Here is a 15180-nt window from a genome sequence, read left to right on the forward strand (position 1 = left end):
TTGTCCTTTATTGGAGTTGGTAGCCGATGACCACGAAGCGTTCGGCGATCACGCCCACCGCCAGCACGAACGCGGGTATCGCGACGAACAGGATGCGCCTGCGGGTCCTGTTCGCCCGTCCGCGGCCGCGCAGCAGGAACACCTCGTAGGCGAAGAGCGCGATCCACGTCACCCCCAGCGCCGCCAGGCCGACCGGCGTCAACGGCGAGGTCGGGTCGTTGCCGCCGACCGGCGCCGCGCGCTCGGGGATCGTGGTGCCCTTGGGGAAGGACCGCAGCGTGTACACGGCCGCGTCCTCGCCGTTGAAGACCCGCTTGAGCTCCTTGTTGGCGTCCAGCGCGGCACGGAAGCGCGGCGCCCAGTCCGTCGGGAAGCCGTGGTTGAGCTGCAGGTAACCGGCCTGGCCGCGGGTGGCCACCAGGTAGGTGTTCGGCGGCGACGTGCGAAGCTTGGCGATCACCGAGGTGAGCTGGGCCGGATTCTTGTCCACCAGCACCTGCTCGTAGGCGATCCTGTCGAAGTCGCGCTCGCCCCACGGGATGCTCGGCGTGACCTCCTCGCCGAGCAGCGGGACCAGGTACAGGACGCGGGCGCTGGGCTCGTCGTGCTCGTAGACGTAGTGCATCGCCGCGACCTCGCTGGCCGAGACCCGCTCGAACTGCTCGTTGCCGTAGCGCGCCACCAGGAAGACCATGGCCAGCGCCATCGCGCACCCCGCGGCCAGCAGCAGCGAGATCCGGCGCGTCAGCTCCGGGTTGAACCGGATGTTGCGCTTGCGGATCGGCACCGTCTCCTCCGGCGCGTCCTCGGTGCCCGCCGGGAGGTTCGGGAAGAAGGCGTACGCGGCCAGGATGCAGGCGCCGGGAAGCGCGAACAGGTAGATCCGCAGGCCGATCTCGCCGCCGTAGTTCTGCAGGCCCAGGGCCAGCACCGGGATGCACAGCAGCAGCAACGCCGCGCGGTCGCCCACGCCGCGCCGCAGCCGCCGGAACAGGCCGGCGGCGGCCAGGGTCAGGATCACGCCGCAGATGCCGAGGCGGGCCATCAGGACGAGCGCGTGCTTGGGGTCGCTGCCGTCGATCCGGTCGCCGGTGTTGCTCTGCAGGTTCTCCAGGATCCGGCCCAGACCGCCGAAGAGCTGGTCGATGTGGCCGCTCCAGAAGGTGACCGTCTGGTAGCTGATCCAGGCCAGCACCATCAGGCCCAGGAAGAACGGGAGCCCCCAGCTCAGCGAGGAGCGCCGGAGCAGGATCAGGCCGGTCAGCGCGCCGAGCATCATGAACGGCGTGATCTGGTGCGAGGCGGTCGCCGTGGCGAACAGGCCGATCAGCACGATCAGCATGATCGTCCGGTCGTAGACGCCGGTCGAGTGGGGCAGCTCCCCGGGCGTCAGGCCGTCCAGCCGGGCCAGCAGCCGCCGGACGGGCCCCTTGACCGGCATCGGCCTGGTCCGCGGCTCGACCTTGCCGAACCAGCGCAGCACGATCGCCACGAAGGCCAGGTAGATCGCGTACGTGAAGCCCTGCGAGGAGAAGTAGTCCTGGCCGATCCACTGGACGATGACGAACAGCAGCGCGGCGAACCAGCGGGCCCTGGTGGTGGCGACCACCTGGCGCAGGATCAGCACGAACGGCAGCAGGTACAGCAGGTTCGACAGCAGCGGGGTCCACCGCATGATCGTCGTCAGGTCGGTGACCCCGGCGGCCTTGGTGACGAACCCCACCAGCGCGAAGAACCCCGGCCAGGCCAGGCGGGCGTCGAGGATGGCCGACGCCTCGCCCGTACGGTTGATGTACTCGACGAACCCGGCGTGCACGTAGGCCGTGTGGAACCTGGCCTCGTCCTCGATCAGGGCCGCGCCCCCGTGCAGGGCGAAGGTGATCGCCGCGATCTGGAAGAGCAGCAGGAACTTCCGGTCGGTGTTCTGCGCGATCGTGACGAAGAACGCCACGAGCATCAACAGGATCGCCGCGAACGCGGTCGGCGGCATGGCCGAGATCAGGCCCACACCGTCGATCTTGTTCAGGTCGACGCCCCAGAGCGGACCCGGCGGCACGCGCAGGGCCAGCACGTACATGATCAGGCCCTCGACGGTCAGGAGGGGCGGCAGCCACACCATGGCCGTGCGCACCAGGGACGCCATCCGGGAGGGGGCGGCCGCGGGGGCCGGGCCTCCGGCGCCGGCGGGCGCCGCCGCGCTCCGATCCGTCGCATGACCGGCCGGCGCGTACGCGACCGCCGGGGGGCGTACGGCGGGGACGGTCTCCGGGAGCCCGGAGGTCTCCGGCTCCTCCTCGCTCTCCCAGGGCCACGCCAGGGGGGCCGGGCGCCCAGGGTCCTCCGGCGCCTGCCGCTTCGGGGGCTCGGTCGTGCGGGGTTCGGATCGCGCCTCCGCGGGCCCGGTGTCCTCGTCCGAGGGGTCGTCGTCCTCGTCGGGGAAGCCGGTGTCCTCGCCCGGGGGGTCGTTGTCCTCGTCCATGGAGCCGGGCTTCGCGTCCGGGGCCCGGGGCGCGAGGCGTCCGGCCGGGTCCGGACGGAGCGGGGCCGAGGGAAGGCGGATCTCCGCGGTGTTGTCGCTCGTGTCCTCGGCGTCCTCGTCGGCGTCGCCGTCCGTGGCGTCGTCTGCGACATGGCCGGGGGCGTCGGCTCCGGGGACGCCCGCTCCGGGGGCGTCGTCGGTCCGGGGCGGGGGGAGGGGACGCAGGGGGAGCCGGATGACGGCGGTGACGTCGGGGTCGTAGTCGGGTTCGTCCTCGGGCTCATCCTGGAGATCGTCCCGAGCCGCGTCGCCCCGGTTCTCGTCGTGGACCTCGTCCCCAAGGTCGTCCTGGGCCTCGTCCCGGCTCTCGCCCTGGGGTTCGTCCCGGTTCTCGTCCTGAACCCCGTCCCGGGCTTCGTTCCGGATCCTGTCCCGGGCTTCGTTCCGGGCGTCGTCGTGAGCGTCGTCGTGGGCGGTGTCCCGGTGGTCGTCCTCGGGGGCGTCCGCGACGGGGGCGGCGAAGGTCCGGCCGGGAGGTTCACCGGTGATCTCGTCGTCCGGCGTACCGGGCCGATCCTCGTCACGCCCGTCACCGGTCTCCGTGCCGGTGTCCGAGCCGGTCCCCGCATCGGTCTCCGCGCCGGTCTCCGCATCGGTTTCCGTGCCGGTCTCCACGTCGTCCTCGGCGCCGGGCTCCCCGGCCGACTCCCCGGCAGGGTCCTCGTCGGCGTCCCGGTCGCGGGGACCGCGGCCGTCAGGGACGTCATCGCCGGATCCCGTGTCATCGCCGGATCTCACGCGGTCGGGGACGACATCGGGAGCCTCGGGAGCCCCGGGAACGCCGTCGTGGCCCTCGGGGGGTGCCGTGCCGCCGGGCTCGCCGCCGGTCGCGGCAGGCGTTCCGTCGGAAGGCGCGGGAGGGGTGAGACCGGTCCTCCCGGTCTCGGCGGCCTCCGCCGCCTTCGGCGTCGTCACGTCATTACCTGCCCGTTGCCTCACGTCTAACATCATGGCGGCTGCGCGGACCGAGGTGCGACGAACAAGCGAGAAGTTTCGTCATGTTTGGGTGTTTTGCGTAGATCCTTGAACGGCAAAACCACGACCAGGATTCTCACCCGATGGCACCCGTCCCGCCGTCCGGCACCCCGCGGGGAGGGTGCCGACATCGGCGGTGACCGTCCCGGGACACCCCGGGCGGACACCGGTTCCGCCGACCGTCCCGGAGATCACGCGCCCCGGGACGACCGGTCTCACACCTGGCCGCGTACCCGGCGCAGGCCGTACCGGGTACGCCTGACGACGGCGTACCCCTTCGTCAGGACCCGTTCCCGCATGTAGATCAGGGGGACCTGGTTGCCCTCGACCGCGCGGCTGAACATCCGCATCGACGTGCCCTCGGCCACGGTCAGGCGCGGCAGCGCGAGCACGTCGTGCCGGTCGGCGGCGATGGCGTTGCTCACCGCGCAGGCGGCCCAGTACCCGGCCCGCCTGACCTCGCGCCGCACCCGCACGTTGGAGTAGCCGTACGGGTAGGCCATCGTCGAGACCAGGGAACCGATCTTGTCCTCCAGCAGGGCCTTGTTGCGCCGCAGCTCCTGGCGGAGCTCGTCCTCGGGCAGCTGGTCGAGCTGGGGGTGGCTGTGGCTGTGCCCGCCGATCTCCACACCGCAGGAGGCGGCCTCACGGGCCTGGCTCCACGACAGCATGCTGTCCAGCGGCCTGCCCGCCGCGTCCTTGCCCGCGTCACGGACCCACCCGCTGGTCAAAAAGACCGTGGCGGGGAAGTCGTACCGTTCGAGCAGGGGCAGCGCCTCGCTGTGGAAGTCGGCGTACCCGTCGTCGAAGGTCACCACGACCGGCCGCTCCGGCAGGGCACGGCCGTTGTTCCTGTGCAGCGAGGCGACCAGGTCGGCCACGGTCAGCGGGGTGAACCGCTTCTCCTTGAGGTAGGCCAGCTGGTCGGCGAAGACCGAGGGCCGTACCGACAGCGGCTTCGTCTCGGCGTTGGGCCGGTCGGAGATGGAGTGGTACATCAGGATCGGTACACGGATCATGCACGCCCCCGCTTCTTCTTCAGCCGAAGGGACCCGACAACGTAACCCCAGGTGGTCCAGGCGAGACCGACGACGATCGCGCCGGCCCTGCCCAGACCGGACACGTCACCCCGGAGGGCCTCGCCGACACCGCGCAGCGCGCCCAGCGGCAGCGCCTTCAGCGCGTGCGCCCGCTCGCTCGCCAGCCCGTCGCCCGCCCCCACGCTCTGCGTGACCAGCGCCTTGGACAGGCCCTCGGCGTAGCAGCGCGAGCGGAAGTAGCCGAACGTGGCCCGAGCGGCGGGCACCTTGTGGCCGATCACCGCGGCCGGCTCGAACAGCATGCCCGAGCCCGGCATCCGCTGCGAGAGCCGGATGCAGAACTCGGTCTCCTCACAGCCCAGCGGGCGGGGCTTGCGCCCCTGCACGCTGCGCCCGATACCGGTGTGGAAACCGCCGACCGCGCCGATCGACTCCCTGCGGAAGGCCGCGTTCCCGCCCATCACGTTGCGGATCCGCGCCCGCTCCGTGGGCATGCCCCGGTAGCTGCAGCCCACGGTCCAGTCGAACTCGTACGGATACCAGCCGGGCCGGTGCCCGGTGCCCCACAGCGGCCTGGTCAGCCCGCCCACCCCCACGATGGTCGGGTCCTGGAAGCCCTCCTCCAGCGCTTCCAGCCAGCCGGGTTCCGCTATGGCGTCGTCGTCCAGGTAGGCCACGATGTCGCCGGAGGCGATCTGCGCGCCGGTGTTCTTGCCACCGGACAGGCCCTTCTCCTGAGCGTTCTCCACCACGATCGCGCCGGGGTACTCCTTCTTCAGCCGAAGATGGAGCTCCGGGTTGTAGTCGACGACCAGGATGATCTCGTGCGGCCTTCGGGTCTGGTTCTCGACCGACTCGACGGCCTCGCGGATGTCCTCCCAGCGATCCTCGGTGTAGACGCAGATGACGACACTGCTTCTCATGGCTACGCAGCGCCCTGGTCGGCGGCGCGGGCGGCGGCGGCCGGCTCGTGCACGACCGGGGCCGGGGTGCTCCGCCACTCACGGATGATGGTCTTGAGCACCCGGATGCCGTCGCGGACGGCGTGCAGGTTGCTCTCGCCGTGGATGCGGCAGCGCTCGTGGCTGGGGACCTCGTGCACCTTGAGGCCGGCCTTGAAGGCCCGGATGTTCATCAGGGTCTCGATCTCGAAGCCGTCACAGTCGAGGTTGAGGACGTCCAGGTGACGGGCCCAGAACGCGTTGTAGCCATAGCACAGGTCACTGTAGCTGGTGCCGTACATCTTGTTGACCAGCCTGGTCAGCGCCTTGTTGCCGAACGTGCGGGTGAAGGTCAGGTCGTCGCTGCCGCCCCCGGCCGCGTACCGCGAGCCCTTGACGAAGTCGGCGCCGGTGACCAGCGCCCCCACGAACTGGATGATCTCGCGGCCGTCGGTGGAGCCGTCGGCGTCGATCATCACGATGATGTCGCCGGTGCAGGCGGCGAAACCGGCCGAGAGCGCGTCCCCCCTTGCCCTTGCCGGTCTGGTGGACCACGCGGACGTTGGGACGCAGCTTCCTGGCCACGGCGACGGTGTCGTCCTTGGAGTTGCCGTCCACCAGGACGATCTCGTCGATCCACTGCGGCAGCGTCGCGAAGACGTGCGGAAGGTTCTCCGCCTCGTTCATGGCCGGAACGACGACGCTGACGGTGGGGGAGATCGCCATGTGCGGGGTGATGGGGGTGAACCGCTCGATGGGAGGCACCGCCCTGAGCGGTGGCTTGCCGTTGTAGTGCTTGGTGATCTCGGGACTCATGATGACGAATGTCCTTCGCGGTCGGTCGTCAGAGATGACTGGCGGACGGACCCGTGGCCATGACCGATCGGGACGACCGGGGGGAATGGCGAATGCGGTGAGGGATGCATGCGAGGGTCCTGGCGGGTGATGTGGCGTGACGGGAGCGGTTTAACCCACTCCCCATGGTTCCTTGACGACCGGCGTACCGGATTGGTTCTGCGAGGGGGTGCGCATGCGGCCGAAACCCTTCAGCACGCGGTCGGCAAGCCTGTACAACTGCGGGCGATCGGTGACGATCGTTCGTGCCTTGTTGACCGGGGTACGGCCCAGCCAGTGGACCGCGGCGGCGGGGGAGGGGCGCGAGACGCGGCCCTCCGCGACGAACAGGTCGCCGCTCTTCAGCCAGCTCTTGTACTCCCGCCCGCCCTTGCCCATGTCGACCTGCCGGAGCCCGGAGGCGGCGGCATGCTCGGCCATGTGCAGGTGGTGGACGATACCGGGCGAGTACTTGGCGAACTCGGTGTCGTAGGCCGGGAACCAGCCCACCAGGGTGGTGGCCGTCCGCAGCCCGAAGTGCCCGGCGACGGGCCTGTCCCCGGCGTAGACCATGGTCAGGACGCCCGCGAAGCTCTCCGACCTCTCGGCGTGCATCTCGTCGAGAAGCTGGACGATCCACGGCTGGGCGAACCGGTCGACCCGCCCGGTCCTGCGGTACTGGTCGGACTTCCAGTTGGTGAGCGTGCGGAGCGTGCCCGCGTCGGTCGAGTACCACTCGAACCGGATCTCGCCCTGCTCACGGCCGAGCTTGCGCTCCTTGTAGCGGACGGTCTTGAGGTTCTTCGGCGAGTTGGCCTTGACCCGCGCGATGTAGGTCTCGAACCCCACGCTGAGGTCCATCACCGGCGCGGGCCGCACGTCGGACTCGTACGGGGCGAACGTCGGCTGGCCGGGCACCAGGTGGTCGAAGTCGAAGACGGAGAGCTTGCAGGCGCGCAGCAGGGTCCGGACGTCCAGCTGCAGCCCGGGCACGGAGATCAGCCCGTGGCAGGTGGTGAGGAAGCCGCCCAGCGGCTTGCCGATCCCGAAGTTGTGGCGCTCGTAGGGGAAGAACCCCACGATCTTGCCACCGTCCTGGATGACCGCGACGCGGACGTAGTCGCGCAGGCGGCCCATGGCCAGGGCGAACTCGACGGAGAGGAAGGGGTTGTCCAGGGAGGGGTCGGCAACCTGCAGCTCGCGCCACCGGGAGATCTCCGACGCTCCGAGGTCTCCCGGGCGAACGACGACGATGTTCACCGTCACCTGACCCCCTGTTCGGTCTGCAAGCTCCCGCTCCCCCGATACAACACGCGTAGTACGTAGATGAAGCCGCCGAGCACCGCGATCGTCGCCACTCCGGCACGGGGCGACCATGCGTCAAAGGTAAGCATGGCAGCGGCCAGGAGAACGTTGACCACCAGGCTCGCGGCTGCCCCCACTGATAGTGCCTCAAGAGGGTCACGATCACGCAACAGTCCTACCACCGCGGCGCCCGGAACCACCAACAGGAACAGGGGGGTGAGAACCAGGCGTAAAGGCGTGTCGATGCCCGCTAAGGCGATCACGGCTCCCGTGACGCATGCCAGGACGAGCGCCCACATGAGCACCCTGCGGTTGATCGACATCTTCCGGACTCCAGGTTGGTGATGAAGTGACTGATCGCGTCCTCATGTGACCAATCACTTCGCATGGACGTCAATGCCGACGCTCGGCACCAGCCCATGGTTTACCGGATCCCTGGAAGAAGTCTCGGCGTTGGGTAAAACGAGGGGAAGGAATCAGTCGGTCTCCACCTCCGACTCCGTACCCGCCGAGGCGGTCGGCGTCGGCTCGGGGCCGGGGTCCTCGGGAGGGTCCGAGGCCTCGGGAGCAGGGCTTTCCCACGAGACGGAGCAGGCCGTGTTGCCCCCGGCCGACCTGAACGCCACCCGGCCGGACCCGCTCTCCGAGGGGTCGGAGGCGGTGACCCAAATCACGCCCGAGGACCCCGCCCCCAGCCGTCCCTGCGACGGCTGCACGCTCAGGCCGCCGGAGGTGGTGGCCGACCAGGAGAGCGCGGCGCCGCGGGCCGCGAGCCGGATCTGCCCGGCCCCCTGGCCGATGTCGGACGGGCAGGAGACGACCAGCCGTCCGGTCACGGGACGCCGGGGGGCGGTGCGGGTGGGACGGGGCCGCGCGGCCGTGCTCCTGCGCACCGGTGCCGCCCGGGTGGCCGAGGGGGCGGGCGCGGCGGTGCCCGGCCCCTCGGTGGGGGTCGGCCCGGCCTCGTCCGGCTCCTGCCGCTCCTGCGGGTCCTCCCCGGTGGTCTCCGGTGACGGCTCGGGCGTCGGCTCCGGCCCGGGCTCCGTCGTGATCAGCGCGGGTCGCGTCGACGGCGCGGCCTGCGGGTTCTCCGGAGCCCCGCCGGTCAGCTCCTGCCCGCCCACCACGACCACCGCTCCGGTGGCCGCCAGCAGGCAGACCGCGGCCAGCAGCAGGGGACCGCGCCGTGGCCTGCGCCTGCGCCGCTGGACCTGCGTCCCCCCGTGCCGCCCCTCTCCCGCCGAGCCCATCGCGCTCGCCGAACTTCCCGGACTCGGTGCACGACGGGCCGCGGCGCCTCCGGTGGGGGTGTCCTCCCAGGCGTCGTCCGGCTCGTGCGTCCCGTCCGCCCGGCCCTCTCCGGTGCCTGCGGAGGCGTGCCAGATCTCCGTGGCCGGTGTGGCACCGTCCGCCTCCGCGAGCCAGGCCCCGATGCTCTGCTCCGAGGGCCATGCCTCGAGGTCCTGCCCGGCCCGCCCGGCCGGCTCGGCGGGCCCGGTCCGCCCGGCAGGTTCGGCGGGCCAGGCGCTCCCGGCCGGTTCCGCGGGCCAGGCGCGCGCGTCCGGCTCCACCGGCCAGGGCCGCGCGTCCTGCTCGATGGGCCAGGATCGCCCGGCCGGCTCCACGGGCCACGGCGGCGCGTCCTGTCCGGCCGGGGCCGCGTGCCGGAAGCGCTCGTCCGCGACCGGGACGCCCACGGCCGGGGTGCCGGTGGCCGGGGTGCTCGAGCCCGGGGTACCCGATGTGCCCGGGGTGTCCGGGGTGTCCGGGGTGGGTGTGGCCGCGCCCGGCCGGTGGGCGCCCACGTCGCGGGCTCGCCCGTCGTCCGCACCGCGGGAGCCGCGAGAACCCCGGGAACCCCGGGAACCCGTGGAACCGGGGGAGTCCGTGCTTTCCCTGCGGCCCATCCAGCGGCGGCCCCCGGACCGCCGGGGAGCCGCCACCGGGAAACCGGCCCGGTCGAAGTGGTCGTTCTCGGCGAGGACGGCGTCGCGCGCCTCGCGCAGCCGCGGGTCCACGCAGGTCTCGATCACCCGGCGGCGCAGCGAGAGCGGCGGGTAGGCCAGCGGGACCAGGTCCAGCAGCCGTCCCGCCGAGACGTGCCGGTCCCTGCGCTCCACGCAGACCTCGCAGCGGCCGATGTGGGCCGAGAGCCGCCTGCGCAGCATCGTGGTGAGCGGCCCCTCCCAGCAGTCCACCATCGCCGACAGGTCCGGGCAGTGTGCCCGGCCGACCTTGGCGAGCACCACGGCGGCGGCGGCGTTCTCCAGGTGGTCCCTGGCCCGGCCGAGACGCGCCGCGACCTGCCGCGAGCTCAGCCCGAGCACCGCGCCGACCTCGCCGGTGCCGAGGTCGTGCCGGAGCGAGAGCTCCAGCACCTCGCGCTCCTGCACGCTCAGCTCGGCCATCGCCTCGTGCACCAGCGCGGCCAGCTCCCGCTCGTTCGGGTCGTCGTGCACGTCGGGCGGAGCCGTCGTCGTCCGTGGTCCCCGCGCGACGGCCGCGCACCGGACTCGGACGAGCGCGTACAGCCAGGCGCGCAGGCGGCCGGGCTCGCGCAGGCGGTCCACCCTGCCCTGAGCCGTCACCAGGGCGTCGTGCACGGCCTCCGCGGCGGCCTCACGGTCGCCCAGCAGCGAGTGGGCGTAGTCACCGAGACGTTCGGAGTAGGAGTCGTAGAGGCTCGCGGGCGCCGTTGTGCCGGCACGCCGCAGCGCCTCAACGAGATTCTGATCGTCGGTTCGGCCGACGGTCGGCCATCCGGGCACGGACATTCCTCCCCGCGGGACGGGCTCGTTCCCGGGCATCACCCCTGCCCGGTCCAGGCCCCACACGCGTAGGACGCCACCTCCCCGCAACCGGTTGACCGGATGGGTGGAATGTATGCCCACCCGGTATGACCTGGTAAAACTGCCTACGAAAGGGACGGATGTGACGGTTGTCGTACCGGATGATCGTGGTGCGCGAGGGTCAGCAGTTGGGCGAGCAGAGCCGCCGCTTCATGCCCTCCAGGAAGAACTTCCTGACCTCCAGGATGTCCTTGGCGATGTACGCGTCACCGGCGGTCGCCTTGGCCAGGGCGTCCATCTGGCGCTTGCCCTTGGGTGCGTCCGGACCGAAGGCGATGATCAGCACGCTGACCGGCTTCTCCGGGTCGAACTGCTCCCTCAGCCGCCTCAGGATCTGCTGGTTGCCGATCCCGCCGTCCGGGTCGTCGTTGCCGGCCCCGTCGGTGAGGATCAGCACCGTGTTGATCTTGTCGCTCTGGTACTCCTTCGTCATCTGCTCGTAGGCGGCGGCCAGGGTGTCGTTGAGCCCGGTGTCGCCGGTCGAGCGGGCCCGGGTGGACACCAGCCTCTGGTTGATCACGTCCCTGCGCAGGCCCCCGTCCAGCTCCTCGGTGAGCGGGCCGACCGGGACCGTCCTGCGGTAGTCCACCCCCCTGCCGTTCAGGTGGGTGGAGAACTCCCACAGGCCCAGCTCGCTCTTGACCGGGAAGAGCCTCATGCCCTCGACGGCGATCCGCGTGATCGCCTGCATCCGGGTCAGGCCGGTGCCGGGCACCGGCAGGGCCATGGTCCCCGAGACGTCCAGCAGGGTCAGCAGCCTGGTGCCGAGTTTGATCCGCGACCAGGTCTGGGACATCCTCGCGACCGTCTTGGCGTCGGGAACCGCGATCGCCTTCGGAGCCGTGGCCTGGAAGCCCCCGGAGCCGACGACGGCCTTGGCCCCCTTGCCGTCGGGGCTGCGGAAACCCAGCTCCTGAAGGGTCTTGCGGGCCTGCTCGCCGCCCAGCTCCTTGCGGAACGCCTCGGCCGCCTTGCGGACCGTGGCGTCCGCGGTGGTGATCACCACCGGGTAGTCCAGGTCGACGGTCCCCTCGGCCGGGTACAGCGGCACCGCCGGGACCTCGGGCTTCCTGGTCCTGTTGAACGTCCACACGCTCTGTTCCGAGGCGATGCCCAGGGGGACCTTGCTGCCCTTGACGCCCAGGCTGGACAGCAGCGCGCCCTGGTCGCGGACCGTCGAGGTCGAGCCCGACAGGTTCTTGAGCGCGCCGACGAGCTGTTCCTCGCCCACTCCCGAGGCCGTGGCGACCCCGGCGGCGGCCAGCAGCGCGCCGAGCCCGGCCGCGTTGAGCGAGGGGTCCGGCACGAGCACCCGGACCTTGCGGCCGGGACCGTCCACGTTGGCCACGTTGGCGGCGTCGATCATGCCGCCCCAGCTCGCCTCGCCGAAGCTTTTGCGCAGGACGGGCACCACCGACCCCGAGGCCACCATGACGATGGGGGAGCGGGCCACGGACGTGCTCGCCTCGGGCACGTCGGGGTTCCTCGCCCGCAGGTTCGTCACCCACAGCGCCGAGTCCGGGATCCACAGGTCCATCGCGGGGGCCTTGCCACCGGCACCGCCCAGCGCCGAGGCCACGGCCGAGGGGAGGCCCTTGGTCACCGTGACCGTGGCGCACCGGCCGTCGATCTCGTGGGCCGCCCGGGTGAACCGCTCGGCGATCCGGGAGACGGCGGGCTGGATGTCCGGGGCCGCGGTGACCCGCAGCGGCAGGGCGTCGCCCGCGCACCCGCGGTCGCGATTGATGATCACGAACGCGGCCACGCCGAGCAGTACCGCCAGGGCGACGGAACCGGCCAGCGGGACCAGGACCCCGCCGCGGCCGGTGCGGCGGCGTCGTTGCTGGGGCTCGGGGTAGGGGGTGTAGCCGTCCTCGAGTTCATCCGTCCGGTGACGTCCGCCCACGATGCCCTCTTAGCTGTCGATGTCATGGAGCCGGAGCGGGCCACCCTACCGGGAGGTCCTCCGCAATATTCACGGAACTGTACTTGGAACGGTTACTGTGGCAAAACACGCATTTTGCTGGTGCTATCACCACGTGTGCCGATCCGGGCACCGTGCGTCCCGATCGTCCATCCCCAGCTCAGTGGCAACACGGGTCCCCGCGCCACGCCCTGGCCCCCTCCCGCGCCGCCACCGCCGCCAGCAGCACCGCCATGGCGGGATCGATCCACCACCATCCGGCCGCGTTCAGCGCGAGCCCGGCGAGCACCCCCGCCGCGAGCGCGGCGCACATCAGGTTCTGGGTGCCCTCGCCGGCCGTCGCCGCCGACCCCAGCCGGGCGCCCAGCCGCCGCTTGGCCGTGCCCAGCAGCGGCATGCCGACCACGCTGGCCGCCGTCACCACGATCCCCAGCGTGCTCGGCACGGCGCGATGGCCCGCGTCCAGGTCGTGCGCCACGTGCAGCACCAGGTACGGCGCCAGCAGCCAGAAGCTGACCGCGACGGCCTTGCGAGCCCGCTCCTCGGCGTGCGCGGAGGAGGTCCTCGTACCGGTGAAGCGCCAGACCACGATCAGGCTCGCCGCCGCCTCCACCAGGGCCGTCGCGCCCCAGCCGATCAGGGCGACCGAGTGCGCGTCCAGCCCCGCGGCGATGCCGAGCACGCTCTCGGCGCCCAGCCAGACCAGGGTGGCCAGGGACAGGGTGCGGGCCCTGCGGGCGTCGCGCAGCCACTCGGCGCGGGGCGGCGCCGGCGCGGTCTGCTCGGTCAAGGCGGCCTCCGGGTGCCCGACCGGGAAACCGATCGGTGGCGCTGGGTGACGTTCGGTGACGATGGGTAATGTATACGTCGCGCGACGGGGTGACGCCGGGAGGCGGGGTTCCCGCCGCGGCGGCGCCGTATCCTCGTCAGGCCGCCGCGCCACGGGACCGGAGGCCGCCAGCAGAACCGTCGGGGGGAAGTCCGTGCCGTTCACGCCCAGTCACGTCGCCGCGGTGCTGCCGCTGATCTCCTCGGAACGGATCCGCCGCCTGCTCGACCCCTGGGCCCTCGCGCTGGGGGCCATGGTGCCCGACCTGCCGATCTTCTTCCCGTTCCTGCCGGACTACATGATCTGGCACTCCCTCAGGGGCGTCGTGACCATCGACCCGTTCGCCGTGGTCGTGCTGCTCGCCGTCTTCCACCTGCTGCTCCGCGACCCGCTGACCGCGCTGCTGCCCCCCGCCCTGGCCGGCCGCGCCGCCGCGCTGACACCCGGCATGTACGGGTGGCGCAGGCTGCCCGCCGTGGTCGCCGGAGGCGTCGTGGGAGCCTTCACCCACAAGGTCTGGGACTCCTTCACCCACTCCTACAGTGCAGCGCTGTGGGGCTGGAGCTGGCTGGACGGCCGGGTCGGGGACGTGATCTCCGTCTTCCGCCTGCTGCAGTACACCTCCACCGTGGCCGGCCTGGCTGTGGTGGTCTGGTGGGCCTGGCGCGGGCTGAGCGCCATGGAGCCGAGGCCGGTGCCCGAACGGCTGGTCCTGCCCGCCGGGGAGCGCGCGGCCGTCCTGGTGGCCACCGCCGTGTCGATCGTGCTGGGCGCGATCGCCTGGACGATCGCCTTCCCCTCCGGGACCAAGGCCGAGCTCATGACGCGGGTCGGCGCGGGAGTGGTCGTCGGCTGCTCGGCCATGCTGCTCGTGTACGCGCTGATATGGCAGCTCAGGCGCGCCATGGCAGTATTCGAGGGTGCCTGAGCCCACCCGCCCCCGGCCCGCCGCCGATCCGGCCGATCCGTCCGACCGGCCCTCCGACCGGCCCTCCGATCCGGTCGCCCGTCCGGTCGACCGACCTGCCCGTCCGGTCGGCAGGCCCGCCGATCCGGCCGGTCACCTGGCCGACTACGCCGGCCTGCGCGACGTCGAGCTGCGCAAGAGCCTGGAGGCCGAGCACGGCCTCTTCATCGCCGAGGGGGAGAAGGTCATCCGCCGCGCGGTCGCGGCGGGTCACCCGGTGCGTTCCGTGCTGCTCACCCCGCGCTGGGCCGAGCCCCTGGCGGACCTGCTGGCCCCCCTCGGCGACCGGGTGCACGTCGTCGACGACGCCACCATGGAGGGCGTCGCCGGTTTCCAGGTCCACCGGGGGGCACTGGCCGCGATGGAACGGCTCCCCATGCCCGAGGTGCGGGACGTGCTGTCCGGCCGGGCGGCACCTGGAGGCGTCCCGGTGCCGCCCCGCCGCATCCTGGTCCTGGAGGACCTCGTCGACCACGGCAACGTCGGCGCCATCTTCCGCTGCGCCGCCGCGCTGGGCGTGCAGGCGGTGGTCCTCTCCCCCCCGCTGCGCCGACCCCCTCTACCGGCGTTCGGTGAAGGTCTCCATGGGCGCGGTCTTCGCGATCCCGTACGCCCGGATGACCGACTGGTACGCGGGCCTGGCCGAGCTGCGCGAGGCGGGCTTCCGGACGCTGGCGCTCACCCCCGACCAGTCCGCCGTGCCCCTGGACCGGGTCGCCATGGCCGACCGGGTGGCGCTGCTGCTCGGCTCCGAGGGGGACGGGCTCTCCTCCCGCTGGCTGCGCGAGGCCGACGAGGCGGTCTGCATCCCGATGAGCCCGGAGGCGATGGGGCTGGGCGTCGACTCCCTCAACGTGGTGGCCGCCGCCGCCATCGCCTGCCACGGCCTGATGCGGGCCGCGCAGACGTCCCCGGACCGCGGCTGACCGTCCCGGAGCGCCGGGCCGACGGAGAGGCCCGGACGGATCCCGGCCGGG

Annotated in this window: 10 protein-coding genes and 2 pseudogenes; 2 read left to right on the forward strand and 10 right to left on the reverse strand. The window is 72.0% G+C overall.

Annotated features, from left to right (window positions below; all coding sequences use genetic code 11):
* Positions 1-7: 7 nt before the first annotated feature.
* The 10 genes and pseudogenes from ABD832_RS15970 to ABD832_RS16015 form a co-directional block, all read right to left on the reverse strand.
* The gene (locus ABD832_RS15970; protein ID WP_344895133.1) at positions 8-3454 is read right to left on the reverse strand and encodes an ICP22 family protein; all 3447 of its coding nucleotides are present in this window, start codon (positions 3452-3454) and stop codon (positions 8-10) included.
* Between the two features lie 275 nt (positions 3455-3729).
* Positions 3730-4533 carry a polysaccharide deacetylase family protein gene (locus ABD832_RS15975; RefSeq protein WP_344895135.1) on the reverse strand — a complete coding sequence of 268 codons (804 nt, stop codon included), beginning with the start codon at positions 4531-4533 and terminating at the stop codon, positions 3730-3732.
* The gene (locus ABD832_RS15980) at positions 4530-5477 is read right to left on the reverse strand and encodes a glycosyltransferase family 2 protein (RefSeq protein WP_344895137.1); all 948 of its coding nucleotides are present in this window, start codon (positions 5475-5477) and stop codon (positions 4530-4532) included. Before ABD832_RS15980 ends, ABD832_RS15975 begins: the two co-directional genes overlap by 4 nt.
* A gap of 2 nt (positions 5478-5479) precedes the next feature.
* Positions 5480-5971 carry a glycosyltransferase family protein gene (locus ABD832_RS15985; protein ID WP_344895139.1) on the reverse strand — a complete coding sequence of 164 codons (492 nt, stop codon included), beginning with the start codon at positions 5969-5971 and terminating at the stop codon, positions 5480-5482.
* 106 nt (positions 5972-6077) lie between these two features.
* Positions 6078-6311, reverse strand: a pseudogene (locus ABD832_RS15990) (glycosyltransferase); the annotation flags it as partial.
* Between the two features lie 150 nt (positions 6312-6461).
* Positions 6462-7595 (reverse strand): GNAT family N-acetyltransferase, encoded by a 1134-nt coding sequence (locus ABD832_RS15995; RefSeq protein ID WP_344895142.1) that lies wholly within the window; start codon positions 7593-7595, stop codon positions 6462-6464.
* Positions 7592-7957, reverse strand: a complete 366-nt coding sequence (locus ABD832_RS16000; RefSeq protein ID WP_344895145.1) for a hypothetical protein — start codon at positions 7955-7957, stop codon at positions 7592-7594. The genes ABD832_RS15995 and ABD832_RS16000 overlap by 4 nt, the downstream gene beginning before the upstream one ends.
* 153 nt (positions 7958-8110) lie before the next feature.
* Complete coding sequence (locus ABD832_RS16005; protein ID WP_344895147.1) at positions 8111-10402, reverse strand: RNA polymerase sigma factor; 2292 nt, start codon at positions 10400-10402, stop codon at positions 8111-8113.
* Between the two features lie 202 nt (positions 10403-10604).
* Positions 10605-12389 (reverse strand): substrate-binding and VWA domain-containing protein, encoded by a 1785-nt coding sequence (locus ABD832_RS16010; RefSeq protein ID WP_344895150.1) that lies wholly within the window; start codon positions 12387-12389, stop codon positions 10605-10607.
* A 178-nt stretch (positions 12390-12567) separates the two neighbouring features.
* On the reverse strand, positions 12568-13197 hold the full coding sequence (locus ABD832_RS16015) for a cation diffusion facilitator family transporter (RefSeq protein ID WP_344895153.1): 630 nt from the start codon (positions 13195-13197) through the stop codon (positions 12568-12570).
* A gap of 193 nt (positions 13198-13390) precedes the next feature.
* On the opposite strand from ABD832_RS16015, the gene ABD832_RS16020 reads away from it, so the two are divergent.
* Together ABD832_RS16020 and ABD832_RS16025 are read left to right on the forward strand one after the other, a co-directional pair.
* A complete protein-coding gene (locus ABD832_RS16020; protein ID WP_344895155.1) occupies positions 13391-14164 on the forward strand; it encodes a DUF4184 family protein in 774 nt (257 codons plus the stop codon).
* Between the two features lie 136 nt (positions 14165-14300).
* Positions 14301-15129: pseudogene (locus ABD832_RS16025) on the forward strand (TrmH family RNA methyltransferase).
* The last annotated feature ends 51 nt before the right edge of the window (positions 15130-15180 follow it).

The organism is Streptosporangium longisporum, from assembly GCF_039534895.1.
GTDB lineage: Bacteria > Actinomycetota > Actinomycetes > Streptosporangiales > Streptosporangiaceae > Streptosporangium > Streptosporangium longisporum.

Excerpts from the sequence above, each read along its gene's own strand:
- ABD832_RS15975 (WP_344895135.1), bottom strand. The coding sequence starts at position 4,533 with ATGATCCGTGTACCGATCCTGATGTACCACTCCATCTCCGACCGGCCC.
- ABD832_RS15980 (WP_344895137.1), bottom strand. The coding sequence starts at position 5,477 with ATGAGAAGCAGTGTCGTCATCTGCGTCTACACCGAGGATCGCTGGGAG.
- ABD832_RS16000 (WP_344895145.1), bottom strand. The coding sequence starts at position 7,957 with ATGTCGATCAACCGCAGGGTGCTCATGTGGGCGCTCGTCCTGGCATGC.
- ABD832_RS15985 (WP_344895139.1), bottom strand. The coding sequence starts at position 5,971 with ATGATCGACGCCGACGGCTCCACCGACGGCCGCGAGATCATCCAGTTC.